This window comes from Mesorhizobium sp. ZC-5, from assembly GCF_025753855.1.
Classification (GTDB): domain Bacteria; phylum Pseudomonadota; class Alphaproteobacteria; order Rhizobiales; family Rhizobiaceae; genus Neomesorhizobium.
In genome coordinates, this window is sequence record NZ_JAOWPT010000007.1 from 198,506 (window position 1) to 224,655 (window position 26,150).

Below are 26,150 nucleotides of genomic sequence, written 5' to 3' on the forward strand. Positions count from 1 at the left end.
GTCTTATGCCTATCGCAAATTGCTCCGCCAATTGGATGAAGCCGCGCGCAAGCAGTAAGGTGGAGAAGAGTAATCTGAGTCGCTGAATCAGCGGGGAGGCCGGTCCGGTGGGTGAAGCGAAAAGACGACGGCAAATGGCCGGTCTTGCCTCGGCAATGGATCTAGAACTTGGCGAAAAGGTTCTGAGGCAAGCGTATCAAAACACATGCCAAGCGTTCGACCTCTATCCGAATGATATGGTCGATGCACTAATTGCGTCGTACCGTGGGCGGAACGCATCTCTTGATTTGGTCGCCAAAAACAATCCCGAGGATTCTGTTGCGTGTCGAGCAGGTTGCTCCGCATGCTGCCATCAGATGGTGCTATGTAGCCCATTTGAGATATTTATCCTTGCCCAGTTGCTCCTTTCGACGCGCTCGAATGTTGATTTGGAAGGCATCGAGCATCGATTGTCCGAGATATCACGACTGCCCCTCAATCCGCATGCCAGATATGGGAGGCACGCTACCTGCCCCCTTCTCGTGAACGATCGGTGTTCGGTCTATGATAGGCGCCCGGCTGTCTGCCGTGCACTGTACTCGAATTCCAAGGCAAGCTGTGAGCAGGCACTGACCAGCGGCGGCGGCGACGTCGGGTTTCTCGTTCACCCCCAGATGCTTTCGTCCGCGATGCAAGTCGGAATTGATAGTGCGTTGCGCCAAAAACGAGGCCTGAATGTCGAGCCGGTGGAGATGTGTGGCTCGTTGCTTATCGCATTGCAGGATTTTAACAGCTCCCTCACCGACTGGTTGAACGGAGGCGATCCATTTGCGGATTTTCAAGTGCGTCGGACCGGCTCACCCACAAACGCTCAACAAGTTGAACACGTCGCGGCTCGGCTGGGACTTTAAGTGGGAGCTGAAACCACCAATAGGTGACCTCCGGATGGGGTCTATGGCGATGACTATGGCTATGATGACCTGAACGTCAGCTTCAACATGTCGGAACCGCTTCTCGAGGATCAGGCAATGCAATTTGGCCGGAGGCAAGTGTTTGCAAGGTGCTAGTCCTATGCGGCTCGGAAAAAGCTTCTTCCTTCATCGCAACTTTCCGCTTGGCCAAGCCGGACCAAGGATTGAAGCACGTCGCGTACTTCGGCGACGGTCTCGTCCGGTGACGTGAACGCGACGGCGATTTCTTCTGCCGACAGGGGCACTGTCGCACGTGTCATGAGGTCGAGGACAACCCGCGCCTGGTCCAGTCGTGCGACCGGGAACGGGGTCTTCTTCGCCCTGACCTTGGTCGCCAAGATCGCTTGGACGCGGTCGCCGCGATGCGCCAGCGGACCGATTTTGTCGATCTGATACTCGGGGCGCAGCCATTTGATGAAGCCCCGGCGCTCGTCGGCGGCCCGGACTTCGTTCAACCGGACAAGGCCGTAAAGGATTTGCTCGACGTCAATGTCCCCGTGCCACCCGTAGGATTTCAAGACGGCGGCGTCCAGCCGATCATGAAGCTCTCGCAGGATCACAACACGGCCACGGAGCGGGTTCTTCTCGCCATAGGCAGCGCCGGTCGCGGCACCCACCTCCATCTCCATCAGCCGCTCGGCCGCGAAGCCGATCATCTCACGCAAAAGATCGGCATCCGCGCTCTTCTCCACGAGCGTGCGCAGGTTCATCATGTCGTCGGTCATCGGTGGTCCTTCCAGGAACGGGTTGGTGTCGACAACCAGACCCTACCGGAAAGCGCCGATGACCACCGCGCTACCAGCTACACCACGTCCCGGGACGTCACCTCCGTCACGTCGAACGCCTTTCTGATCAAGAGTTACAATATATGCGCATGCCATCGAACGAATGCCACGCCAATACGCGTTGGTTCGAGAAGAACGATCCAATGCGGCAGGCTAAGGCCGTCACCGGATGCTGGGGTTGAAGGTCTGAATTTTATTCTACACAGCGCAGGATCCTAAGAGACGCTCACTTGACAGTGTCTGAACTTCAGGAGCTGGAACGTCCGAAGGCGGATCATATCGATCTCCTATCCTGAACGGGCATTCGATGTTGGGTGAAGCCCTCGTAAACAATGCTGCGACGCAGCATCATTGTCCGCGCCATGGCGGGCCGCTAGCGCCACTGACCCGGCGCCGCTTAGACAACCGAATCCTACGCCAAATCAACCGCTCAGGCTACATCCGCAAGCCTCTCAGACGTTCCGTCGTGCATAAGACGGGTTAGCCAAAGTATATCATAATCTTAACAAACCAAGTTGTCTGTATCATATATACTCTGGCCACCGTTCAACGGTCTTTTGCGCTCGGCAAGCCGCAGGGTAGATCGCCGTCTTGGTGAGCAACGGTCGAGAGATGACAGAGGCCCGGCGAACGAAAGCTCGACGCTTGGCTTACTCAGCGCCAAAGGCGCCGTGTTGCAAAAAACATGCGTACGCAAGAGAGATCGTCGACCAGAAGGATAACGAAATGGCCAAGACTGGCGCAAGCGGGTCGAAATGTGTGTGGAGCAGGCCAAGGAATTCCAGGCACTCGGTACCAAGGGGGTGGTCGACGCCTCTATGCCGATCAATCTCAGCTTGCGCGATGTCGAGGAAATGCAGCTCGATCGCGGGATCGTCGTTTCCTACGAGACCATCCGCCGATGGTGCCGAAAGCACGGCCCTGATTATGCTCGCCGCATACGTCATCGTCTTTCGTTGGTGCCTTGCGGCGGGCTGCTGGGTGAAGTCGTGGTGCGCATCAACGATCAGAAATGCTGGTTGTGGAGAGCGGTTGATCAGGACGGATATGTGCTCGACCAGATTGTCCAGACGCGTCGCAACACCAAGGCCGCCAGGCGCCTGCTGACGCGACTTCTGAAGAGGCAAGGGCTGCCGCCAAGCGTAAAATCATCGACAGAATGCGTCCTACGGGGGCCAAACGCCAGCTCATGCCGAACGTGGAACACCGTTCGCATAAAGGCATGAACAACCGGGCGGAGAATTCTCACCTGCGGCTCATTGCAACATTTCGTGTCGATGTTCTCCGCCGTCCGAAACCTCTTCGTCCCATCGCAGAGGTGACAACGCCCTTGAACCAACCCGCGTCATCCACGCAAGTCTGTTTATGAGTTTAGCGACAGAACCCCCAAAATCGCCACGACACAAAGGAGTAGAGATATCCATGCGGCAACTGTTTTTGACATATGTGGCGCTTTGTGGGCTGACAGCGACCGCTACCGCTGCCGACGTTCTGGCAATCGCCGATCCGGCATTGGTATCTTTCGAGGGCGGGCTACGCTACTGGTACAGTACCGGCGAAGCATCGAAGGACCTCTACGATTCCAGCGGCACGCTACGGGTCTCGCGGCTCACCTATGACCGCCTCGATGCGCATTCGGGCGAAGTCTTCTTCAACGCGACCCACAATCCGACTGGCATTTTCGTAAAGGGCCTCCTTGGTGCGGGCGGGATCGCCGAGGGCTCTCTCGTCGACGAGGATTTCCTCCCGTATACCAACCCTTATTCGAACACGTCGAGCGATCACCGCGGCGACATCACCTATTTCATCACCGATCTAGGATACTATTTCTGGAACACGCCTCGCCGCCGCATCGGTGCCTTTGTCGGCTATAATTTCTGGAACGAGCGCTACAACGCTGCCGGTTGCGCGCAGCAGGCGACCAACCCGTGGATTTGTGCGCCAGCCATCCCGACCAATGTCGGCATCATCAGCCAGGACAACGATTGGCATTCGCTGCGGCTCGGCCTGGCCGGGCAGACGCAACTCACCGAACGACTCAGCCTTTCTGGCGACGTGGCGTTCCTGTTCACGCGGCTCGATGGCAAAGATCGGCACCTTCTGCGCCCAAAGATCAACCCTATGCCTGAAAACGGCGACGGGCATGGGGTTCAACTTGAGGCAGTGTTGAACTACAAGGTCACGGATTTGTTCAACATCGGCGTCGGCGCCCGCTACTGGAGGGTGGCAGCTGACGGCACAGCGCATTTCGACGAGACACCGGGCGGAGGTATCCCGCAGGTCGAGGACTGGCAGGCAGAGCGCTACGGCATGTTCGTGCAGGCGAACATCAAGTTCAACTGAGAAAGCAATTGGCCACGACCCGGAAGGGCGTTATCAACTTAACTCGGGTTCAGGGATTTGCGGCATAGACCGATGGCATGAAGAGCTATGGCGGAAACTGGGTGATGACGGTTTGAGGAGAGCGGCGTATCGAGGCGAGGTAACGAGCCTGCCAGAACCTCACATGGGGAGGATTAGGTCAAGTGAGTGCATCAAGGCGACATCAGGGTTCCAACTTTTGTCGGTGATCTCTTCAGTCAGGGTGGCGTTCCATGGGCACCATGTGTTGTGGGGCAAAAAGCTCCTCAGGTGTTTCTCCACTTCGGTCATTTCAGCGTTGCAGACCTCTATGTGGTTCTCGCTAAGCTCACAGTCTCAGGCTTCCACATGAAAGACCAGCCAGGATTGTAGGCCGCCTTCTTCGGCTGGATGGTTCCAGCGATCGTCATGCCTTTTGCTTTTGACTTGAAAATATCACGTGCATGCGCGACCGTTTCGACGCGGCCGCTGAAGATGCCGACTGGCGAGAGGTTGCCAAGATCGTTTTGCACATCGACCCTGCGACAGAGCCCTCGTGATTGGTCTGGCTGCCGTCGATGAAGAAGCGTTTGGCCGTCGGCAGGTCATGGTTCTCGCTGAAGAAGAACTCGACCGTGTCGCCCACGCTGTCGTCGGCGCGGTAGAGATACATCCAGCGACCGCGCACCCGGACATTCATTAACGTGCCACTTGCCGGTGACCGGACGTTTTCTCCGATTGAACCGTTCAAGCAGCAGAGGCGAAAAATGCACGAGCCAGCGGTGGACAGTGGAATGGTCGACGTGAATGCCGCGCTCGGCCATCCATCTCTTCCAGATCACGTAGGCTGAGATTGTAGGCAACATACCAGCGAACGCACAGCAAGATCACGGATCGATCGAAATGGCGGCCTTTGAACATGACAAACTCCCGGAAAAAAGAGCAAGCGTCATGCAGCAAATGATCTTTCCGAAAAGTTTGCGACAGAACCGGTCTGGGTCATTGCGATAGCCCATGTCCTCGCTTAGACAGCCCGCAGGCCCGGGGCATCGAAGACCAGAAGAAGCCGGCTGACAGCACCGCCGCACGATCTTTCAAGCGTCTTCGTCCGCGGATGGAGCGTACGTCGGCTGATATCAAATGAACTAAGAGGAGAAGTCCCGCAATGCGACTGGTGCCAGTAGATCGGGTATCCACGATCGACGAGCTTACATTCGACCCATATCCGATCTATCGCCGGATGCGCGCGCAGACCCCCGTGGTGCACGTTGCCTCCGTGCAGCGGACGTTTCTCACTAAGGCCTCCGACACGAAAATGGTGAAGGACCAGCCCGAGCGCTTCAGTTCGGATGATCCCAACACACCGATGAAGCCGGCCTTTCAGGCCCATACTCTGATGCGAAAGGATGGCGCGGAACACGCCCGCGAAAGAATGGCCATGGCCAAGGCTTTCGCCCCCAAGACTATCGCGGAACATTGGGCGCCAATCTATCGCGACATCGTGAACGAGTATCTGGATCGCCTTCCGCGCGGCGGCACAGTGGATCTGTTTGCAGAGATCTGCGGCCCGGTGGCCGCCCGCATTCTAGCCCATATCCTCGGGATTTGCGGAGCATCCGACGCAGAGATGATACGCTGGTCGCAGCGGCTGATCGACGGGGCGGGCAATTTTGGATGGCAGCCGGAGCCATTCGAGCGATCGGACGAAGCCAATGCCGAGATGAACAGGCTCTTCGACAACCTAATCGAAAAGCACCGGGCGGAACCGAACCCCTCGGCTTTCGCGATCATGGTGAACGCGCCTGATCCGATACCCATGAGTCAGATGTATGCCAACATCAAGATCGCCATTGGCGGGGGAATTAACGAGCCCCGCGACGCTCTCGGCACGATCGTCTACGGGTTGCTGACCAATCCCGAGCAGTTCGAGGAGGTCCAGAGGCAGCAATGCTGGGGGCAGGCCTTCGAGGAGGGCGTGCGGTGGATTGCTCCGATCCAGGCGAGTTCGCGCCTCGTGCGGGAGGACACGGAGATTCGCGGTTTTCTTATTCCGAAGGGCGATACCGTGATGACCATCCAAGCTTCGGCCAATCGCGATGAAGAGGTCTTCGAAGACGGAGAGCGGTTCAACGTCTTCCGCCAAAAGATTCCGCATCAGTCCTTCGGCTCGGGGCCGCATCACTGTGCAGGCGCGCAAATCTCGCGTCAAACCGTAGGGGCAATCATGCTGCCCATGCTATTCGAGCGTTTTCCGAATATGACGCTGCCGGATCCTCAGGTGGTGCAATGGCGCGGCTTCGGCTTTCGAGGGCCGATCAATTTGCCGGTTAAGCTGTCATGACTAGTTACGCTTTGAGCTTCTATGGCTGCCATTCTCTGGCAAAGCGACGCAACGGCATGCTGCCGGTTTTTCGGACCCGCAGTTAAGCCAACATAGCTCGTTCACCGAACTCTACGAGGCTCAGATAGCCACGTGTCGAGGGTTCCGTTGCAAAGTTTTGTCTGGTCAGAGAATTTGCCAGAGTGGTGGCAACCTCATGTGGCAGCGAGGCTTTCGAACTGCTCGGCGAGAGACGGGTTCGGATTGAAGGCGTACCGCGCCTGTCGTTCGCGCATCATGTGGACTATCTCGATGCCGGACAGGGTGACACCCCGGCGGCGTCCGTCGATTTGAAACTGAGCATCGGCCGCACGCGGCGCTTGATGCGCCGATGATCCTGCTCGATACTGTTATTGAGGTATTGGCTTTGGCGGATGCGGATCGGCTTCGACCGGCGCCGGGAGCAATCCTGCAATCGACTTGTGGCATCGCAGGAAACGATGGCTTCCCCGTTGGTCTGACTGCCGTCGATGACGATGCGATCGGTACGGCCATGGCGTGCCAACGCTTTTGTGAAGAAACGCTTGGCGGTCGGCAAATCCCGGTATTCACTGAGCCAGAACTCGACGGTGTCGCTGACGCTGTCGATGGCGCGATAGAGGTGCATCCATCGCCCGCAGACCTTGATGTAGGTTCTTTAATTGATCGTCAGCGCCCGGTGAGTTTGTCGCTTTCTTTTCGAAGTCATCCCATTTGGCGCTTCATCTCGGCATCCAAGGCGCCGGCTCCCGAAAGGTCTCATTCGCGATGCATTGGCTCGCATGTAAATCAATCGGGTAATCCGGTAGTCGCGCGAAATGAACGACCCAGCGATGGATCGTTGATGATCGACACTAATGCCACGCTCCGTCATCATTTCTCTAAGGTCGCGTAGGTTCAGTCCGTAGGCCAGATACCAGCGAATGCAAAGCAAGATCACAGATTTGGTCGAAATGGCGACCTTTGAACATCTCAACTCTCTGGGAACACCGGAGCCTAATGTCATGCGTCTGATTACCAAAAACTTTGCAACACATCCTCAGAGCATGGGGCCATGTCAGAAGTTGCTTGTGATCCGCTCTATCGTCGCCACCGCTTATCATTGCGCAAGCGGTATGGCTCTGCTTTCGCTTTCCGCTCAGTCTGCGCATGGTTGAGGACATGCTGGCAGCCCGCGGCATCATCGTCACGCATCACAGCCGTCCCGGCCAGCTATCGCTGCATCAATCCGCTGATAACTTTACAGTGCCGCCGCAGGTCTCAACGCGTTTATATTCAGACAACGTGACATCGCCGCCAGCGATCACTGTGGAGCGAAGAAACTCAACCCGTGACTGATCGCGCACTTGTAGGCCAAGCTGGTACCTTTTCTCTCATAGCTTGGCATGTTGAATACCACCATGGTGAGTTCGGCGTCACCGTCCAACCGGATTTGGTAGCGAAGAAATTGAAGAATGGGCTTACCGTCACGATCAATCGTAAAGTGCTGATCCGCAAAAGCGAGGGTGCCGTCAGAAGTGATTCTATACCCATCTATGCGAAGGCCTCCTCGCGTCTTCGTCGGCGGCGTATCGGCGTTCGCCGGAGTACACAAACTTAAATCGACCATAACACCCACTTGCTTGCCGGCATTCAGCGCCAGCTCAATCTGGGGAAAGGTTGCTAGTAAATGACTATCATTGGCAGCATTGGCAGTCGTAGCCAAAAGTATCCCGAGCAGGGCGGGTAGCATAGATTTCATAGGTGATCCTATTTTGGAGCGACGTTCAGAAGCGAGGGCATGCCGACGCTATTGGGCCAGTGCAGAAGGCGTTCTGCAGTTAGGATAAAAGCGGTCTCGAGGCGCATGGACCCCAGCGACGGGGTCGGCATCGGTGCGGCGTGCCTCGCGCAGCGTGCTGCTCAAAGCCATCGCGCCCGGCGTGTCCCACCGGCTGCCGTTGCATGGCGTAGAACGTCTCCGCCATGCGGGATCCATTGGACTGAAATTAGATACGTCCACGCTAGCCTCACGGTTGTAGATCACCGGAGACTCAAAACTACTCGGGCAAGCTTTCGAGAAGCTGACGCGCTCCACCGTCTGGCACCGTAAAGTCAACTGACGGCTGATGAAGATGTGCGTCCATGGGGTCAGAACAAGAGCCGCTCAAAATCGTACGCTAAGGTCGAACGAAGCGAACTGAGTTTGCTTGCTTCTCGTGATTTCTGGGGACGCCGCGACTTTCTGACTCAGTAAGACTAGGCGCCCGCCGCCACGTGCGGGCGACGCCGGCATCAACCGGCGGGCAGATGCGCCGAGGGCAACAAGCGCGCCTGACGCAACGCCGCCAGATCGGCCGAGCCGGTGCAGAAGCAGGCGACGGCCAACTGGCGGATGACGATCTCGAAATGCGCGACAACCGCCTCGGTGGATACCGTAGCCGCGCGCAGCACGCCGGCCGCCTGCCCGACGACGTCCGCGCCCAGGCGGATGGCCTTGGCCACGTCGACACCGTCGCGGATCCCGCCCGACGCGATCAGCTTCACCGTTGGCAGCGCCCGACGTACCGCCTGCACGCTGGCCGGGGTCGGAATCCCCCAATCGGCGAACGCCATCGCCACTGCACGGTCGGCGGCATTGCGGGCGCGCTCGGCCTCTACCGCGGCCCAACTGGTGCCACCGGCGCCGGCGATATCGATCACCGCCACGCCCGCCTCGACGAGCGCACAGGCCACCGAGGCGGACAGGCCCGACCCCACTTCCTTGGCCACGATCGGCACGCCCACGCTCCGCGCGGCGCGAGCAATCTGCGCCAGGACGCCGCGCCAGTCGCGGTCGCCCTCCGGCTGTACCGCTTCCTGCAGCGGATTGAGATGGACGATGAGTCCATCGGCCTCCAGCGCATCCACCGCCCGGCGCGCCAGGCCCAGGCCGTCGGCCTCGCGCAGTTGCGCGGCGCCGATATTGGCCAGCAAGGGAATGTCCGGGGCCAGGCGGCGCAGCGCGCGCGTCAGCCCCTGGGAGTTGCGGGATTGCAGGCTCACGCGCTGCGAACCGACGCACATGGCGATCCCCAAGGCTTGCGCTGCCTCGCTCAGATGCCGGTTGATGGCCTCGGCGCGTGGCATGCCGCCGGTCATGGAGCTGATCAGCAGCGGCGCGCGCATGGTCTTGCCCAGCAGCGAGGCGCGCAGGTCGATCTGCGTCAGGTCCAACTCGGGCAATGCGCAGTGTTCGAAACGGATGTACTCCCAGCCGGCGGCGACCGCGGCCAGCGCCGTTCGCTGATCCACCACGATGTCCAGATGGTCGTCCTTGCGCCGGCTCAGGGCGGTGTCGCTCATGCTGGCTCCATCCGTCGCATCGGGCGACGGCGTTGCGTCGGATCGGACCGACGGCAGCGCGCGCACGCCGCCGCCTCCCGCGCGTTCAGGCCGGCGCACGCTGGCCTCCCCCCACAGCGTCGCTGCCGTAGCGACTGGTCGAAGTCTGGTAGTACTGCGCGCGGATGGCCGCCATGGCCTCGATCAACGGTCCCCACGGCGCGGGAAAGCGTTCTTCCGCCATCACCCGGTGCAGCATGCGCGTATGGCCGGCCAGCTCGTCGTTGAGGAACTCCACCACAGGCATAGCCGGATAGCGCTGCAGCAGCAGGATCGCTGCGTTGTCGGCCTCGCCGGCCGACCTGTCCTTGTCGCGTCCATGCAGATCGTTCTGCAGGCGCCCTATCGCGGAGAGGAGCCGCAGGACCTGGCGAAACGCCGGACGCGCGCGCAAGATCGCCATGTCCAGCCCCCACAGCAACGACAGGCAACAGAACACGTTTGTGTAGGCGATCGAATCGATGCCGTTGTGCAGGTACTCGGCGTAGGACCAGAGTTCCGCCCCTGCCGCCTGCGCATGTCCGGCGCGCAGCGCCGCGCAGTAGCACCGGGTATCGTCGAGAAGCTGAGCATAGTCGCGACGATCGTAGGCGAGCGCGGCCAGCGAAGCGCGCAGCACAGCGCAGCCCTCGAATCCGGGGAGCGCGCACGGCACGCCCAGCCCCAGCGCCTGCTCCACCGCGGTAAGTTGCTCCGGCGCGATCAGGCCAAGGTCGTTGCAATCGTCGAGCCAGAACAGCAGCGCCAGTTCGCGATAGAACGCCACGATCAGCGTTTCGTCCTGCGGATCGCGACCGGTGCGGGCGCTGGTGTCGCGCAGGCTCGGGTGGATGCGCTGCAGGATGTACTGGCCGCCCCTGACCGCTTCCACGGCATGCTCGTCGGCGAACCCGGTCAGCGAACGCCCCCACTCCAGCACCTGCTGCAGCGCGCGTTCGGTCCGGATCATGGCGCCGCTCCCGCTCCCTCGGCCAGGACGCGCCGCTGCCAACGAATCGCCAGCCACAACCCGGCGAGTTCGGCCACGCGCACGACCCGGGTGGGGCAATACAGTTCCTTGCCAATCCACAGCGGCGTCTGCGGCAATGCATGCGCCGCATGGCGGGCGAGCATCCACTCCCGCGCACGCGCCACAGCCTGCGCGATGCGCCGGCGCACTGTCGGCTCTTCCCTCCCGTCCAGCACGTTCAAGGCAAACAGCGCATAGGCGGTTTCCTCGAATGTGGATGCGCGACCGGCGCCCCAGCCGCCGTCGTCGCGCTGGGCCTGCAGCAGCGCCGCCAGCGCGCGCTCGTCGCGCCACTGGGGCTTGCCTTGCGCCAGCGCCGCGACCGCATGCGCGGTGGGATATAGCCAGGAAACGTGCCATTTTTCGTTGTCCCATAGACTGTGCTGGTTGCGATTGGCCTCGACGTAGGCGCTGGTGCCGGCGGTGGGCTTTCCCAACAGTCGCAACGCATGCAGGGCATGGATGTTGGTCGACACCGAGGCATTGCGCTCGCCGGGGAAGGTGACGAACAGCTCGCCGATTTCGAAATGGCGCAACGCATCGACCGCCGGGTCGCGTCCTGCAAGGCGCAGGACGCACAACGCAACGGCGGTGTCGTCCGCATCGGCCGCGAAGTGCAAGGTGGGGCCCAGACCGCGCACGCCCAGGCGGGCGTCGAGCTGCGCGACGATCACGCGCACCGCCTCGGCGAGCGCGGGATGCGCGAACAGCCCGGCCAGATGCAGGGTGTACAGCGACCAGCATGGCTCGAACACACTGATCGGCCAGACGTTGGGAACGACACCTTCGATGCCGCTGCGCGTCGCCCGCGATGCCGCCTGCAGATACGCGTCGGCGCGCCCGACCTGCGGCGTGCTCCCCTGTGTCACGGCGTGCGCACGCCACGCGGCGGTGGCCGCCGGACTGAGGCCGATGCTGCCGTCGTCATCCGGGCATGCGGTGGTCGGCGACGTCCCCCAAGCTTCCCAGGAGTGCAGCAATGGATGGCCGCTCGGCAACGTCGCCACCGCCCCCAGCTTGACCAGGCATGCTTGTCGCAGCGGCAACAGCGCCGGGTGGCGCGGAAACGCCACGCCGCCCAGAAAGGATGCGGCCTCGCCGCACAACTGCGGCAGGATCAGCTCCGCGCCGATCGGCGCGTCTTCCGGCACCGCGTTCGCGTAGGGATCGGGCTGGCGCTCGAGGAACCGGGTTGCAGCCTGGACTGCGTCGGCAGCGCCGGGAAGAGGATCGGCACGCTGCAATGCCAGCAACGCCGCCCACGTGGGCGCATGGCGAAACAGCGGGAAGTCCGCGCTTCCCCATCCGCCATCGGGCTGTTGCTGCGCGATGAGCCACGCATATGCGTCCCGCCTACCCGTGACGTTGCCGTGGAACTGCAGAGCTCGCGCCGTGTCGTAGACTGACGGACCGACGCTGCCGCCGTCGCTCATCTCGCCCAGCAGGTGGCGCAATTCGGAAAGGACCTGTTCGGACAGCGCGTTCACGCGGGATGTTCCTTCCGCAGACGGTTGACGAGAACCAGGATCGGGCAGACGCCGCGCACGTCGCCGCAGGCCCGTCGCGGCCAGGCGCATGGGCAGCGCCGGACGGCCGCCCTGTTCCGGCGCGGCGACGCGCCCCGATGCTGGCGCCGGTCCGCCGCATAGGCTTGCGCGCAGCGCGCCGCGTGCGCCGCGGCCGTGCTGGGCAACCGCTGCGATCGGCGCCGCGGACTGGGACACAGTGCAGCATGCACCGCTGCCACCGGCCGATCGCAGCGGCACGGGGGCGACTCCATGCGGACCGGCGCCCTCATGCGCATGGCGCGTGCTTGAACAGATACGCGTTGGCCCGCTGCAGCATCTGCGCCAACCGTTCCGCACGCGGCCCCAGCGGGGCGATGGCCTCTCCGGCGTCGCGCAACAAATCCAGCGCGAACTGGCGCGCTGCCTGCAGCCCCATGATCGACGCGCAGGTCGGCTTCTGCGCCGCTGCGTCCTTGCCGGGGGTCTTGCCCAGCGTCGCGGTATCCGCTGTCGCGTCGAGAATGTCGTCGACCACCTGCAACGCCAGGCCGAAACAGGCGGTGTAGCGATCAAGCGCACAGTACAGCGCAGCGTGCGCGGCATCCTCCGCGATGGCGCATAGCGCGCCCATCCGAACGGACGCGCGCACTAGCGCTCCGGTCTTCATCCGGTGCATCGCCACGATCCTGTCCAGCCCGACGTGCTTTCCGCCCAGCGACAGATCGATGGCCTGCCCGCCTGCGGCACCCTCGGCGGACACCGCCTGCGCCAGTTCGCGCACGAGCGCGATACGGTTGTCGCCCGGCGCATCCAGGCTCGTCAGGGTCAGGAAGGCGTGCGCCTGCAGCGCATCGCCGACCAGGATCGCAGTGGCTTCGCCGAACTTGACGTGCACGGTCGGAAGGCCGCGGCGAAGCACGTCGTCGTCCATCGCGGGCAGGTCGTCGTGGACCAGGGTACAGGCGTGCATCATCTCGATGGCGGCGCCGACGTCGTCGAGCATGTGCGCCGGCGTGTCGGCCAGTGCGCCGGCGGCCAGACAGAGCAAGGCGCGGGTGCGCTTCCCGCCATGCAAGGTGGCGTAGCGCATCGCCGCCATCAGCTCGGTCTCACCGTCGTCTTCGGCGCAGAGAAGACGCGCCAGTGCCTGTTCGATCCGCTTTGCGCCGTCCTGCATCCAGATCTCCGGGAGCGGCCTGCCGGATGCGCCGCGCGCCGGCGCGCCCAATCCGCCGAGCGCGGAAACGCCAGTTCGGTCGTCGTATAGTGTGGAACCGGTCTGCATGTTGTTCATGTCCTTGTACCTGACACGGCCCCGGCGAGCGCCGAGCCACCGCGGTGTTGCCGGCGTCACACCGAGCGCGCCGAGTGCAGCAATGCCGCACGCCTCACCGGCGCCGCTGCATCGCCACACGGGGCATGCGATGCCAGCTCATGAGAATCCGATGCGGATTGTCATGGACGGCTGTGCGGTCGGGTAATAGCGCCGGCCTTTTTCGACGCCGCTCAGCAACCGCGGCCGCACCCCGGCCTTGTGCATGGTCAGCGCCAAGGCGATGCAGAACTGCACCAGTTCCAACCATACCAAGTGGTAGCCGATGCAGACGTGTGGGCCGGTACCGAACTGCAGCATGTCCACCGGCCGGATCGGCTCCGTGCGTTGCAGCCACCGCGCCAGGCGGAACTGATCAGGCGCCTCATGCAGCAGCGCCGAGGTCGAGAAATGCAGCAGCGGGATGCACAGATGTGTGCCCGCGGGAATGCGCCGTTGGCCGAGTTGCAATTCCTGCAGCGCGCGACGCGGCAGGAGCGTGACCGCCGGATGGAGGCGCAGCGTCTCTCGGAACAGCGCCTCGGCGACCGGACACTGCGCCAGGTCCGCGTGCCGGGTCGGCACGGCGCCCACGCGTTGCGCCTCTTCGACCAGGGCGTCCCACAGCACAGGCTGCCGCGCCAGCTCGATCACCATCCAGGCCATCGTCGAGGCGGTGGTCTCGTGACCGCCAAGCAGCAGCAAGCGGATATTGGCGACCAGGACGTCATCGGAGAGCGCATCGTCGCTGCGATCGAAGGCGCTCACCATGTCGTTGATCAACCCGGTGCGCGCGGCATGCGCGCGCGCGTCGCGGACGAACTGGCGCAACTGCGCGTCGATCCAGTCGCGGGCGGCGCGGCCGCGCCGCAAGGGCAGCCCGGGCAGGTCGATCGGGGGCGCGACGATCAACTGCAGCAGTTGCCGGTACTTCCGATGCCATCCCGGCAGGTCCTGCGCGGGGATTCCCATGAGGCTGAAGATGAGCTTGAGCATCAGGTCGCCGGTTTCGCGCAGGATGGTTACGTCGCCGCGGTCGCGCCACGCCTGCACCCGCGCCCGGATGACGGGCGCGAACAGGTCGCCGATGCCGGCCTGGGTCAGCCCCTTGGGCAGGAACGCCGCCTTGATCGCATCGCGCGCCTGCCGGTGCGCGCCGCCGTCCTGGGCGACCAACGTTCCGCCGAGCAATTCGGGCGCGATCTCTTCGATCAGCGCCGAGGACACATCCTTGTGCCGGAGCAGTGCGAACGCAGCCGGATCCACGCAGGTCATCAGCTGTCCGGCAGGGCCGAAATCCAGCCAGAAGTGGCTGCCCAGCGTCCGTTCCGCGCGCCGCAGCAGGCGCGGCAGGTCGCCGACGATGGCGGGAAGATGCCCGACCAGGGGGAAAGCGCCGGGCACGACCGGGATGTCGTACCGCAGCCGGTGGCGACGGTTCAGCGGGTTAAGCAGCATGTCCATCCAGCTCCATCAGCAGCGCGGCGCCGCGGCCGCTTCGGCGGTGTCGCCGGCAGGCCGCGCGGCGCGGCTGTTGCCACCGTCGGCGTACGTCGGCACATGCGCCAGCATGCCGCCGTCGATGCACACGACCTGGCCGGTGATGAACGCGGCATCGTCGGAGAGCAGGAACGCCACCAGCGAGGCCACGTCCTCGGGGCGGCCGACGCGCGGCAGGAGCTGGTGCCGGCGCAGATGCCGCTGCATGCACTCGTCCAGCTTGGCGAGGAGACGCTCGGTCATGATGAGACCCGGCGCAACCGCGTTGCAGCGGATCTGCGCATGACCGTACTGGGTGGCGAGCGAGGCCGACAGCATGTTCGTCGCCGCCTTCGACGCGGCGTAGGACGTCTGCGCGGTGTCACCGCTGAGCCCCTGGCACGACGACATGTTGACGATCGCGCCACCGCCGCGGGCGATCATCCGTGGAATGGCCTGCCGGCAGCAGAGCAGCGTGCCGCGCAGATTGGTCGCTATGGTCTGATCCCAGACCGCCAGGTCCAAGTCGAGGATCGCGCAGTCGCGCGGGGTCAGATGCATGGCGCTCGCGTTGTTCACCAGCAGGTCGACCCCACCGAAGTGCCGCTCCGCCGTCTCGAACAGCGCGGCCACCGCCTGCGCATCGGCGATGTCCATGGCCAGGGCCAGCGCGTGGCCCGCTTCGGCCTTGATCTGCGCGGTGCAGGCGATGGCCCCCGAGCCATCAATGTCGGCCACCACCACTCTGCCGCCCTCGCGCGCGATGGCGAGGGCGCATGCCTTGCCGATGCCGGCGCCGGCGCCGGTTACCACGGCCACCTTGCCTTCAAACCGTCCCATCGTGTCCTCCTGGATTGCGTTGGTCTTTCGCGGCATGCCGCTCGGCCTCCGCCGGAGAAGGCGCAGGGTCGGCGCTGGCGCGCTCGTCATCGCCAGCGTTGCTTTCGATGACCCGAATGGCGGCGACCGGGCACTGGCTGGCCGCCAGCCGCACGGCGGCGTGCAGCGCCTGCGGGACCGTCGCCACGCACACTTCGGCCACGCCGTCCGGTTCGCGCTGGCGAAAGGTGCCCGGCAGCGTCAGCACGCACTGCCCGGTGGTTCCGCACAGATCCTGGTCGACCACGACGCGCATCTCAGCCCCCCTGCGCATGCAGCCGCACCGGCAGCGCGCGGAAGGTCCTAAGGAACGCGGAGGGCTCCCGGGTCGGCTGCTCGGCCAATGCCAGCGTGGGGAAGCGCGCCTGGATCCGCGGCAGGCTCTCGGCCAACTGCACCCGGGCCAGTTGCGCACCGAGGCAGAAGTGGATGCCGTGGCCGAAGCTCAGCATGATCTTCCCGTCGGTCGACATGCCAGGACTGGTGCCGTAGAACCGCGCGGGATCGAAGCGGTCGGGATCGGCGAAGGCGTCCGGGTCGCGATTGCCGGCCGCGAGCAGCACGCGCACGTCCGCGTTCTTCGGGATCACCACGCCGTCCAGTTCGATGTCGCGCTGGGCGATACGCGGAATGGAGCTGAACATGGCGGGCGCGTCGCAGCGCAGGACTTCTTCGACGAATGCCTTCACCCCCACGGCGTCTCCCTGCAGCCAGTGCCGCTGTTCGGGATACGCCAGCATCGCCAGGACCGCATGGTCGATGCTCGCAGCAGTGGTGGCGAAGCCGCCCAGCAGCATGCCCCACAGCATGCTGATCAACTCCGCATCCGACAGCGTGTCGGCATCGTCGTCGTGTGCGCCGACCAGCATCGACACGATGTCGTGGCGGGGATCGGTGCGCTTGCGCTGTATGAGGTCGCCGAAGTAGGCCTGCACCCTGGCGCTGGCCGCGTCCGCCGCGGCGAGCTGTGGATCGCTGGCGTGCGGGCTCAGGCCTTCCAGAATGGCGCCGATGCCGGCGGCGAGCCCGAACATGTCGTCCTGGGGCATGCCGAACAGTTCGGCGAAAACCAGCATGGGCAAGGCCAGCGCGAATTCCCGATGCAGGTCCACCGCCTCCCCGCGCTCAAGCGCGGGCGCGATGCCGTCCAGGCGCGCTGCGACGATGAGCGCGATGCTCGGCCGCAGGTTGTCGATCTGGCACATGGTGAAATCGCGCGAGATCAGCCGGCGCAGACGCGTATGCGTCGGTGGTTCCTTCATCGCTAGGGTGGACGCCAGCAGATTGAGTGACAGGCTGGTGGCCGCACGCGGGAAATAGCGCGCCAGTTCGCCCGGCGCCGGTCCCCGAAACGCATCGCCCGTGGCCTTGAGCGCCCAGTAGATGTCGGCGTGGCGGCTCAACAGAAAGAGGCCCGACGCCGCACGATGCACCGGATCGTGCTCGCGCAACCACCGCATGAACGGATACGGGTCGTGGATGCACGCTGGCGATGCCAGTTCGGCGAAGGCGTCCCGGCATGCTGCCGTGGCTTCTTGCACGTCCATCTGGTTACCTGTTGGCTGGCTGATCTGACCGGCGTGCGCTAGGCGCGCCGGCAAATTGTGGAGAAGATCGCGATTCTCGGCGGCGTCCGCGCATCACCAGAGCACCGGGAACTCTTCGAACCCGCCAGTGATGATCTCCTTGCGCAACTTCAGTTCTTCCGGCGCCACGGCCAGGCGCAGCTCGGGAAAGCGCTGGAAGATCGAACCGAACACCACCTTGAGTTCCAGCCTGGCCAGCGCCATGCCGATGCAGTAGTGCGGCCCGTAGGAGAACGCCAGGTGCGGCTTTTCATCGCGTCCGATGTCGAAGATTTCCGGGTTCTCGAAATGGCGCGGATCGAACGACGTCGCCGGCAGGCCGACTAGCACCTTGCTCTCCGCGGGAATATGCACGCCCGCGATGGTCACGTCGGTCCTCGGATAGCGCATGATGCCGTCCCAGCCCGCGCCCGGCGGATACATGCGCAGGATTTCCTCCACCGCCTTGTCCAACAGGGATGGATCGCCGACCAGGCGTTCGCGCTGTTGCGGATGGCGGAACATGGCCAGCAGGCCGAATTCGATCTGCGCGACGGTGCTTTCGTGCCCCGCCACCAGCATGCCCGCCGCCAGGCCGATCGCCTCTTCCTCGGTCGCCTTGCCTTCGTCGACCGCCGCGAGCAGATCCGTCAGCAGGTTGTCGCCCGGGTCCTGGCGCTTGTCCCGCATCTTGCCGCGAATGTAGGCGCGCAGTTCTTCCCAGGCCAGGCGCGACGCGCTGCGCGGGCCGCTTTCATGCTGGTGCGTCATCACCTCGTCGGACAGCCCGGCGAAAAAGGCGTGATCCTCGTAGAGCACGCCCATCAGCGCGCTGATGACCATGGCCGGAAGCGGAAAGGAGAGGTGGCACCGCAGGTCGGCGGGCTGGGGCTGGGCCGCCAGCGTCTCAAACAACTGCGCGGCGATCGCCTCGACCTGCTGCGCGAGCTGCTTCACCCTGCCGTTGCTGAAGGCCGGCGCCACGATCGTGCGTAACCGGGCATGCTCGCCCCCCTCGTGCGAGACCAGCCACCCCGGCGAACCGAGAATCACCGAATCCGGGGTGAATGCCGCCGGCGGCATTCCCGCGGGCCGGAACGCCGCGTTGGACAGCACCGCCTTGGCCTCGTCGTAGCCTGTCACCCACCAGCCTTCGTGCCCGGACGGGAAGCGCACGCGGTGGATTGGACCGTTGGCGCTTAGCGCCAACATCTCGGGCGAGGGCTCGATGTGATCGACGCGCCACATGGGCAGCGTCGGCAAGGGTTGTTCGGACATGGTGGCACTTCACTCTCTAAGCGATGGAAGGGCGGAAGGTGACCGGCAGGCGCTGCGGGCAGCGAATGACGTAAGACGGCATGTAGACGACGTCCTCCGCGGCGTAGCCCGACTTGATTATCAAGATCGGCCAACGTGTAACTGCCTAGGCATACCGCGCGGCGAGATGCCGAACTTATCTACGCCTTCGAGTTCAGGATAAGGCGAGTGTGGTGGGCCTTCGCAGCCGGCCATCACGATTTCCTGCGCAAGGGTCGACAAGGGCGGTGAGCCTTTTGTCGGGGGCGGTTTCGCCGAGGCCCCCGTCCCATCTATCTGATGCGGATTTGACATTTTGCTTTTCTTTCTTCGTTCCATCGATCGGGGTGTCATCCACGAATGAAGGTCGGTCGGCGGCTCCCGGCTCGCAACGAAGGAGCCGCAAAACTCGTGCCAATCTGGCCGACCCAGCAGAAGAAAAACATTGTGATTGCTTTTCAGCGGATTAGCTGAGGCCACAAGAGCTCGGCGAAATAGGCCGGTGTCGCGGACCCAACAAAGGCGACAGAACAGTGTCGGATAAGTACCGTCGTCTGACGTCAGACTGGCGACACCTTCTTTATCGGTTGTCCTGTCCTGGCATGATGGCAGGCCACCTGACCGTGTGCCCCAATAGGGGAGGCCGGTACCGTCGCCTTAACTCGGCGCGAAGGTTGGCGTCGTAGGTCGCGCCATGACGGAACGTCCTGCCGACCCCGCCAGTCATCTTTACAAGGCCATCGTTTTCGGGCTGAAATCATCAGCCATGCGGTGTGGCTCTACTTCCGCTTTCCGCTCAGCCCTCGCCATGTCGAATGCTCGCCGTTCGCGGCATCACGGTCTCCTTCCAGACCGTGGGCGAATGGGCAGGCAAGTTCGGAGCCGCATATACCCGCCAGATCCATCGGATGTCCAAGGCGCCTTGGCCGACAAATGGCACCTTGATGAGATGGTCGTTTCCATCAAGGGCAGGAAACACTGGCTGTGGCGAGCGTTCGATGCAAACGGCCATGTTCTCGACGCTCTTGTGCAAAGCCGAAGAGACCGTAAGGTGCGCTGAGGCTGCTGCACAAGCTGCTCAAGCAACATGGCATCGCGCCACTACAGACAAGCTTCGTTGATATGGCGCGGCAAAGAACGAACTCATGCCCGACGTGGAACATCGCTCCCACAAAGGTTGAACCGATAGCAAATCTCTTCCACTATCCGCGCAACCTTCTCACCTCAGCCCAGTAACGCAAACTTCGAACGGCCTCCATGGAAACATGGAGTCGGATTATGCCGACGGCGGGGTGAAAACGGCCCTCGAGCCTCCGCACGCTTCAACCGAGTTAAGCCGACGGTACCGAATGAGCAGCAGTGCCTTGAGCCGCTTGCCGCAACCTCGATCGGAAGCTTCTCATAGCGCAATCAAGGCGCCCCGAGCAGCTTCATCATAGAGCGACGGGCGTTGACGGGTCTGGCGATGCCTCGGCTCCGGGTAGGTGCTCAGGGCACAGATTCCGGACTTTTCGTGATACCGCGTCGCGGCGATGAACTCCTCCAAGATCCTGCGCTTGTCCCGAGTCATTTCGGCCGCATAGCGATCCCTGACTGCATTGGCGCGTTCCATACACATGGCATGTGTCAACTTCGTCTTCATGATGCCTCCCTCCTGGTGAAGGCATCATGGCGACCCGCGCCTTCACGGGTAACATTTTAGGTGAGGCAACGAACCCGCGCGGTAACATTTTCCTTGAGGCAATGCGCACCGCTAACCAAGATTCGCCTGACATTGGATTGGCACGATTGCTCGGGCACGTTAGAGGCTGGCTACAACAATGGCGGTCATCTTCGGATTGCGGGACTCCCTGCCGAAGCGTGTGTTGAAGTCCGCCATGAACTCGGGCACCCCACAGGCCAACCAAACCTCCAGGACCGGCTTGTGAAGGAACTGCACCTGCGCGACATCAGTACGATCGAGGCGGCCAATGCCCCTGACAAAGATCGACCCTTCGCGCTTCAAGGAAAGTACCTGAGAATGGTGCAGCGGCTTGTGAAGGCCTGGCGCATGGAAAATGGCTGGACATCATCCTCGATCGCGGTTCGATGAATCGCTGGCCCCACGGCGCTCGGTAACATTCCTCGCTGAGGCAATAGGAGGGGTCAAATCCTCACTTCGCTTGACACGGTGATCGACCGGTTGAATTCGCCTTGCCCACTCCTCAAGCGACAGGTCTTGCTCGCGATACACGTCGTCGGAGAACATAAGGCCAGTTTCAGCCAACTTGATCTGTACTTCGAGAAAATCCAGTGAATCAATATTGCACTCCCGCACTATCGAGCTGGGTAATACCCATTTTCGCGTGACGGCGTGTACCGCCTCCAGCAAATGGTCTAATGGTGACCTCGTTGCATGTTCTTTCTGGGGTACCGCACAACCCAAGGCTGCCCTCAGCGCCTCCTTTGCTGTTCTGTCAAGCGCGCGCTGGTCCAGTTTTCCATTGGCAGTTAACGGAAGCTCGGCAAGAGGCACAACGAGCCTCGGAACACGATCATTCGGCAGGGTATCCGACAGCCGCTGGCGAACTTCATCCACATTGGCGCTGACAGGTGTCACCATGCAGACCAGATCCTGCCCCGTGTCATCGTTTCTATCTACCACGACCACCGCTGAATCTGAGCAAAGGCCGGTCCGATCAATCGCACTGGCAATCTCCCCTTTTTCCAGCCGGATTCCTCGATAGGTGATCTGATCATCCTTTCTACCGATAAACCTCAATCCATTTTCCTCTGATGCCACGACATAATCACCAGTGCGGTACAGCACTTGTTCACCGTTAGCGGTCATAAATGGCATAAAGCGAAGTTTCGACTGTGCTTCGTCCGCCACATAACGTTGGGACGTTTGCACACCACCCACCAAGAGTTCGCCCTCAACTTCAAAACCAACGTTGGAGTTGCTTTCGTCAAGAACATAGAAATCAACGTTACATGTTGGTTTTCCGATGAACATCGGAAGCTCTGTATCATCACGACGGCAGTAGTGATAGCTAACCGCGACACAGCACTCCGTTGGCCCATAGGTGTTTACAAGCGTAGCGTCAGGAAGAATCGAGTAAAAACGCCGTCTAACCGAGTCCGGCAAGGCTTCACCATTACATACCACATATCTGAGATCGGTGAACCGCTCCGCCAAAGAGGGGAGACGTTCAAGGGTTCCGACGAAGCGTCGTAGCAGTGTTGGTACCATCTGAATGACGTTCGTGCGGCTATGAGTTAGGAATTCTATTGTTTGAATGATCTGCGCTCGCAGTTGCGTACTAGGCAAGACAATTGTCCCGCCTGTCACAAACGGTACAAAGAACTCGGGGATTGAGACGTCGAATGCTGGTGGCGTAAGTTGCGAAATGCTGCTGCCCTCCGAAAAGTCGATCATTTCGATATACCAATCGAGCAAATTCAGGAGGGCTGCCTGGGAGACAGGTACCCCTTTCGGGATCCCCGTGCTTCCCGAAGTGTGCATGATATATGCTATGTTCGAGAACGCTGAGTTGATGCCACCGCGTGTCGGAAGACGCTCAACGCGCATCGAACCGCTTGGATCCGAACTAGCGATCGCTTTGGCGTCGGTGTTGCGGATTATATGGTCCAACCGTTCGTCTGAATTCGATGGATCAACGGGCACGAAGGCAACGCCCAGCATTTGGGTTGCAAGAATGACGGTGACAAGATCAACTGATCGAGGAAGTCTGACAATCACCGCGTCACCGGGACGGACGCCGACGGTCTCGAATCGACCCATAAGACTGGCCGCGGATATGCCCAACTCCTTATAGCTTATGTCGCCATTCTCGTTCGTGTGCACAGCGGTGTTCGACGGAAATTCTTCCAGAGTCTTGGCGATAGCATCGGCTAGCTTGTCGCCGCCAAAACGTAACGGCCGGCGCGGACCTGACAGGATCGATGTGAGCGTTTGCATCGTAGGTCTCCACTGCAGTTTTCGGTCAACCGCCCTGCGGTGCTCAGAAATCACTTGGACACTTCGCCGGAACGCCGCCAATCCCATTTTCGTCTAGCGTTGCGACTTGGGAGCTTCAACAATCGTGCCAATTGCGCGGAGAGAGCCGGAGCACATTATCCACGGAGTATACAATGGAGTACAACACGACATCATCGAAGGCTGATCGTGTAACAATCTTCAAAACCCGACAGCAGTTGTCGGCTACCCGACGTTCTCCGACAAAGGAATTCCTTCGCGATGTACGAGCAGCACCGTCCGCCGGTTCTTTTCTTCGTGTTCCCCTGCGCCGATTGTGCCGCGACAGGTGCGGCGGATTGCTGCCATTTGTGGTGTACTAACCTCCGCAATGAACCATCATGCCAACGATGATTCTGCGCCCGAAATCGCCCCGGCGCCGTCACGTCACGCAGCCCGCCACCCGGCTGTCGCCGTGCCGAGCCGGCTGCGCAAGGCGGTCGAGGCGACGCAAACCGTTTAGGATGCTGCCCTTGCCACCGGCGCGGCCATCGCCATGCTGGATACGGTTGTCCGCCGCGACGAAAAAAGGGCCGGCGTGACGCGCCGGCCGTGGTGGCGGCGCGGCCCGCAGAGGAGCTTCTGACGAAGAAAAATCTCGCCGCAGTGTTGGAGGAATTCGGTTCTTTCGCCCGCGACGAAGCGGCGGTCAGCGATCTGGCGGACGCGCTGCGGCGGCTCGCCACGACCGAAGGCGCGGTCGGGATGCTGACCGGCGCCTACGCGGTCGTCGAGGGCCACGGCCTGCCACGCGCCATGGGACCCTGGCTTGCCGACGCGCTACTCGCCCAAAAACTGGGCTGGCAGTATGCCGTCCCGCTCCTGGGCACCGAGGCGTTCTAGGCATGAGCGCTCGCCCGCGTCGATCGGCAACGAGCTCTCCGGTGACGGGCATTGAGACAGAAACCGAGCGTGCGAAAGCTCTGCTTTCTGCCCAGGCGCGCGGGGCGCTGCGCGCCATCGATCTCTCGGCGGGGCTCGAACGCCGCGCGGGACCGGTTGCTCGCCGTCGCCCCAAAACTCAGGGCCAAGGGGGCGGACACCGTCAACGGTCGATTGCTGAACGACGACGCGCTCGTTTTCGACGCTGCGATAGGCGCCGGTTGCCGCACGAGATCGTCTAGGGTGACGGACGAAACGATGTCCGGCTCAACAAAGGGAACTCTCGCCAAGGCATCAATGGCGTCAACATTTCGCCAGCTACGCGGAACTGCCTCAGAGAATGTCCAAAGTGCTCGTCGGGCTACGGCGCTACCCTTGCCGCTGCGACTCCAAAGGCTTGCACCCTCAAGGCATGATCTGGGCTCGCGGAGCCAATCTCGATCAATTGAGTGCAGACGTCGTCGTCAAGCTGATCATAACGTTCCAACGCATCAATGGCAGCTCCGTCAACCGGAAAAGATGGCTGCTCGTCATGGTATGGTTCGGCATCAGACCAACTGTCGCGGCAGCTGCAAATCAGACAAAGATTACGCCGCCCGCACCTTTTCCCTTCGCCCGCACCGACCCGAGTAACGCAACGATTTCTTGCACACGTCTTTGCTGGGTCACTGCGTCAGCAGAGGCGATTTGCAGCTCTCGCAGCAGGGCGGCATCGTCATTCGACTCCAGCTCTAATGGACCGGCGCCCATTCCCGATAACAGCCATGAGGGGCTCACGCCCAGGATGCCCGCCATTGTGGCAAGGCGATTGGATTGCGGCGCGGCGCGGTCGCATTCCCAGGCCTTCCAGCATGCCGTCTCGACACCAAGTCGAGTTGCAGCCTGCGCCATTGTAAGTTTGGTAAGCTCGCGAGCGAACGAAATACGTCCCCCTAGAGTATCAGATGACGCGAAATCATTAGTGTGGGTTTGAGTGAGAATCAGCTCGGTCTCCCTATGCTTTGGTTCAATCCTTTTCGGGCGATGACCTGCTGCGTATTCCGACCGAGACGGCCATCGATTCGATTTGAAGCGCCAGTCTGAACAGGGCTCTACCCCGATCCTTAAAGGGCACGTATATACGGTGCAACCTTCAAATCGTGGACAACGATACGCTTCCGGACTCGGGCCGCGCGCCATGGTCAAACGTCACATGGTCGAATTTTCTTACGGAGTGCCCTGCGGCGCCATGGCCGGACCCTCTTTGAGAAGGGCCACCGCGCGCGTCCATCCGGCAGAGGCACCTTTGATCTTTACTGGAAAGCAGGTAATCGTAAAGCCCTTGGCCGGAAGCTGGTCGAGGTTGGTCAGTTTTTCGAGGTGGCAATAACCGATCTCGGTTCCCGCCTTGTGTCCTTCCCAGATGATGCTGGCGTCGCCGGTTTCAGCGTAACGTTTGGCGGTGAAGGGAAAGGGGGCATCCCAGCTCCATGCGTCCGTGCCGGTCACGCGCACGCCGCGTGAGGTCAGGAAAAGCGTGGCCTCGCGGCCCATGCCGCATCCCTTGCCCAGATAGGCCGGGCTGCCATAAGCGGCTGCGGCCGAAGTGTTGACCAGCACAATTTCCAGCGGGCTCAACGTGTGGTCTATGCGGGCAAGCTCGGCCTCAACGTCGGCGGCGGTCACCACATAACCGTCTGGCAGATGACGGAAGTCCAGCTTCACACCCGGCTGCATACACCAGTCCAGTGGTACTTCGTCGATGGTCATTGCCCGTTCTCCACCGTTCATGGTGGGGTGATAGTGCCATGGCGCATCGAGGTGGGTGCCGTTGTGCGTGTTGACCTTGCACTCTTCCACCGCCCAGCCATAGCCACCGGGCAGCTGATCCACGCCGAGTCCGGGAAAGAACTTCACCATGCCTTCAGCGCTTTCGCGATGCCCGATATAAGTGATCGCGGGGCGGATCGGCAGCGGGTCCGCTGGCGTTTCATTGTCGAGAGCGATGGAGAGATCGATGATACGGCGGGTCATGGAGTTCCTCCTCAATAATCATTCGAATGTCCGGCGAAGAACCTGGTTGGGCAGGGTGCCGAGACCGTCAGCGGTCAGTTTCACCACGTCACCGGATTGGCTTCGGGGACTGGTACGGGTTATTGATCGGTATAGACATTCCGCAGACCGTTGGTCCAGATGATCACCAAGACTGTTCAGTCACTAGCCGGCCGGGGATTGGTGCTTGGCACCTTGTTGCCGCTTCCCTGATGCCCACTTTGATCCCTCGGACATATCTGACGCAACGGGTGCCGGCGGTTGCTTCGCCTTGGGCTTTGGGTTGGGTGTCGCGGGGCGTTGGCTCTGGCGATATCTCGAAATTCCAGAAGTCCGGCCCTCAAGGCGTTTCGTAACCCGGCGCGTGGCAAATG

Annotated in this window: 19 protein-coding genes and 6 pseudogenes; 8 read left to right on the forward strand and 17 right to left on the reverse strand. The window is 61.9% G+C overall.

The genetic code is table 11. From position 1 onward, the window contains the following. Positions 1-107: 107 nt before the first annotated feature. On the forward strand, positions 108-890 hold the full coding sequence (locus OHD58_RS19700) for a YkgJ family cysteine cluster protein (RefSeq protein WP_263805095.1): 783 nt from the start codon (positions 108-110) through the stop codon (positions 888-890). Positions 891-1,519: 629 nt separating this feature from the next. Here the strand turns inward: OHD58_RS19700 and OHD58_RS19705 are convergent. Beyond that, positions 1,520-1,675 (reverse strand): annotated as a pseudogene (locus tag OHD58_RS19705) (IS256 family transposase); the annotation flags it as partial. An 890-nt stretch (positions 1,676-2,565) separates the two neighbouring features. On the opposite strand from OHD58_RS19705, the pseudogene OHD58_RS19710 reads away from it, so the two are divergent. Both OHD58_RS19710 and OHD58_RS19715 read left to right on the forward strand, forming a co-directional pair. After that, positions 2,566-3,045, forward strand: a pseudogene (locus tag OHD58_RS19710) (IS6 family transposase); the annotation flags it as partial. A 112-nt stretch (positions 3,046-3,157) separates the two neighbouring features. Continuing rightward, positions 3,158-4,078 (forward strand): omptin family outer membrane protease, encoded by a 921-nt coding sequence (locus OHD58_RS19715; RefSeq protein WP_263791605.1) that lies wholly within the window; start codon positions 3,158-3,160, stop codon positions 4,076-4,078. A gap of 538 nt (positions 4,079-4,616) precedes the next feature. Here OHD58_RS19715 and OHD58_RS19720 read toward each other — a convergent pair. Continuing rightward, a pseudogene (locus OHD58_RS19720) lies at positions 4,617-4,996 on the reverse strand (IS6 family transposase); the annotation flags it as partial. Positions 4,997-5,240: 244 nt separating this feature from the next. Here OHD58_RS19720 and OHD58_RS19725 point away from each other — a divergent pair. Next, on the forward strand, positions 5,241-6,416 hold the full coding sequence (locus tag OHD58_RS19725) for a cytochrome P450 (RefSeq protein WP_006204707.1): 1,176 nt from the start codon (positions 5,241-5,243) through the stop codon (positions 6,414-6,416). Between the two features lie 194 nt (positions 6,417-6,610). Here OHD58_RS19725 and OHD58_RS30760 read toward each other — a convergent pair. Beyond that, positions 6,611-7,405: pseudogene (locus tag OHD58_RS30760) on the reverse strand (IS6 family transposase). A gap of 127 nt (positions 7,406-7,532) precedes the next feature. On the opposite strand from OHD58_RS30760, the pseudogene OHD58_RS19740 reads away from it, so the two are divergent. Beyond that, a pseudogene (locus OHD58_RS19740) lies at positions 7,533-7,634 on the forward strand (IS6 family transposase); the annotation flags it as partial. 103 nt (positions 7,635-7,737) lie between these two features. On the opposite strand, the gene OHD58_RS19745 reads toward OHD58_RS19740, so the two are convergent. The 10 genes from OHD58_RS19745 to OHD58_RS19790 all read right to left on the reverse strand — a co-directional run bounded on the left by OHD58_RS19745 (position 7,738) and on the right by OHD58_RS19790 (position 18,827). Then, the gene (locus OHD58_RS19745; protein WP_006204705.1) at positions 7,738-8,175 is read right to left on the reverse strand and encodes a VirK family protein; all 438 of its coding nucleotides are present in this window, start codon (positions 8,173-8,175) and stop codon (positions 7,738-7,740) included. Between the two features lie 533 nt (positions 8,176-8,708). After that, positions 8,709-9,758 carry a type 2 isopentenyl-diphosphate Delta-isomerase gene (fni, locus tag OHD58_RS19750; RefSeq protein WP_040583539.1) on the reverse strand — a complete coding sequence of 350 codons (1,050 nt, stop codon included), beginning with the start codon at positions 9,756-9,758 and terminating at the stop codon, positions 8,709-8,711. Positions 9,759-9,843: 85 nt separating this feature from the next. After that, positions 9,844-10,746 (reverse strand): terpene synthase family protein, encoded by a 903-nt coding sequence (locus OHD58_RS19755; RefSeq protein WP_263805097.1) that lies wholly within the window; start codon positions 10,744-10,746, stop codon positions 9,844-9,846. Then, positions 10,743-12,293 carry a hypothetical protein gene (locus OHD58_RS19760; RefSeq protein ID WP_263805099.1) on the reverse strand — a complete coding sequence of 517 codons (1,551 nt, stop codon included), beginning with the start codon at positions 12,291-12,293 and terminating at the stop codon, positions 10,743-10,745. The genes OHD58_RS19755 and OHD58_RS19760 overlap by 4 nt, the downstream gene beginning before the upstream one ends. Positions 12,294-12,600: 307 nt before the next feature. After that, positions 12,601-13,599: a polyprenyl synthetase family protein gene (locus tag OHD58_RS19765; RefSeq protein ID WP_040583538.1), complete on the reverse strand. Its 999-nt coding sequence runs from the start codon at positions 13,597-13,599 to the stop codon at positions 12,601-12,603. A gap of 147 nt (positions 13,600-13,746) precedes the next feature. Next, a complete protein-coding gene (locus OHD58_RS19770; protein ID WP_006204700.1) occupies positions 13,747-15,090 on the reverse strand; it encodes a cytochrome P450 in 1,344 nt (447 codons plus the stop codon). A 9-nt stretch (positions 15,091-15,099) separates the two neighbouring features. After that, complete coding sequence (locus OHD58_RS19775) at positions 15,100-15,945, reverse strand: SDR family oxidoreductase (protein WP_006204699.1); 846 nt, start codon at positions 15,943-15,945, stop codon at positions 15,100-15,102. Beyond that, positions 15,932-16,240, reverse strand: coding sequence for a ferredoxin (locus tag OHD58_RS19780; RefSeq protein WP_006204698.1), 309 nt, complete (start codon positions 16,238-16,240; stop codon positions 15,932-15,934). Before OHD58_RS19780 ends, OHD58_RS19775 begins: the two co-directional genes overlap by 14 nt. 1 nt (position 16,241) lies before the next feature. Then, positions 16,242-17,531 (reverse strand): cytochrome P450, encoded by a 1,290-nt coding sequence (locus OHD58_RS19785; protein WP_006204697.1) that lies wholly within the window; start codon positions 17,529-17,531, stop codon positions 16,242-16,244. Between the two features lie 93 nt (positions 17,532-17,624). Continuing rightward, positions 17,625-18,827 (reverse strand): cytochrome P450, encoded by a 1,203-nt coding sequence (locus OHD58_RS19790; protein ID WP_006204696.1) that lies wholly within the window; start codon positions 18,825-18,827, stop codon positions 17,625-17,627. 712 nt (positions 18,828-19,539) lie between these two features. Between OHD58_RS19790 and OHD58_RS19795 the strand changes: the two are divergent. Beyond that, a pseudogene (locus OHD58_RS19795) lies at positions 19,540-19,963 on the forward strand (IS6 family transposase); the annotation flags it as partial. Between the two features lie 281 nt (positions 19,964-20,244). Here OHD58_RS19795 and OHD58_RS19800 read toward each other — a convergent pair. Next, positions 20,245-20,487: a hypothetical protein gene (locus OHD58_RS19800; RefSeq protein WP_006204694.1), complete on the reverse strand. Its 243-nt coding sequence runs from the start codon at positions 20,485-20,487 to the stop codon at positions 20,245-20,247. A gap of 282 nt (positions 20,488-20,769) precedes the next feature. Between OHD58_RS19800 and OHD58_RS19805 the strand changes: the two genes are divergently transcribed. After that, positions 20,770-20,937, forward strand: coding sequence for a hypothetical protein (locus OHD58_RS19805; RefSeq protein ID WP_156788646.1), 168 nt, complete (start codon positions 20,770-20,772; stop codon positions 20,935-20,937). On the opposite strand, the gene OHD58_RS19810 is transcribed toward OHD58_RS19805, so the two are convergent. Further along, entirely contained in the window at positions 20,914-22,806 is a 1,893-nt protein-coding gene (locus tag OHD58_RS19810) for an amino acid adenylation domain-containing protein (RefSeq protein WP_006204692.1), read from the reverse strand. The two genes, OHD58_RS19805 and OHD58_RS19810, sit on opposite strands and share 24 nt — an antisense overlap. Before the next feature lie 663 nt (positions 22,807-23,469). Between OHD58_RS19810 and OHD58_RS30595 the strand changes: the two genes are divergently transcribed. After that, positions 23,470-23,706, forward strand: a complete 237-nt coding sequence (locus OHD58_RS30595) for a DUF1403 family protein (RefSeq protein WP_318528273.1) — start codon at positions 23,470-23,472, stop codon at positions 23,704-23,706. 615 nt (positions 23,707-24,321) lie between these two features. On the opposite strand, the gene OHD58_RS19820 is transcribed toward OHD58_RS30595, so the two are convergent. Together OHD58_RS19820 and OHD58_RS19825 are read right to left on the reverse strand one after the other, a co-directional pair. Continuing rightward, positions 24,322-24,636, reverse strand: a complete 315-nt coding sequence (locus OHD58_RS19820; protein WP_006204690.1) for a hypothetical protein — start codon at positions 24,634-24,636, stop codon at positions 24,322-24,324. Between the two features lie 315 nt (positions 24,637-24,951). After that, positions 24,952-25,758 carry a cyclase family protein gene (locus OHD58_RS19825; protein WP_006204689.1) on the reverse strand — a complete coding sequence of 269 codons (807 nt, stop codon included), beginning with the start codon at positions 25,756-25,758 and terminating at the stop codon, positions 24,952-24,954. Between the last annotated feature and the right edge of the window lie 392 nt (positions 25,759-26,150).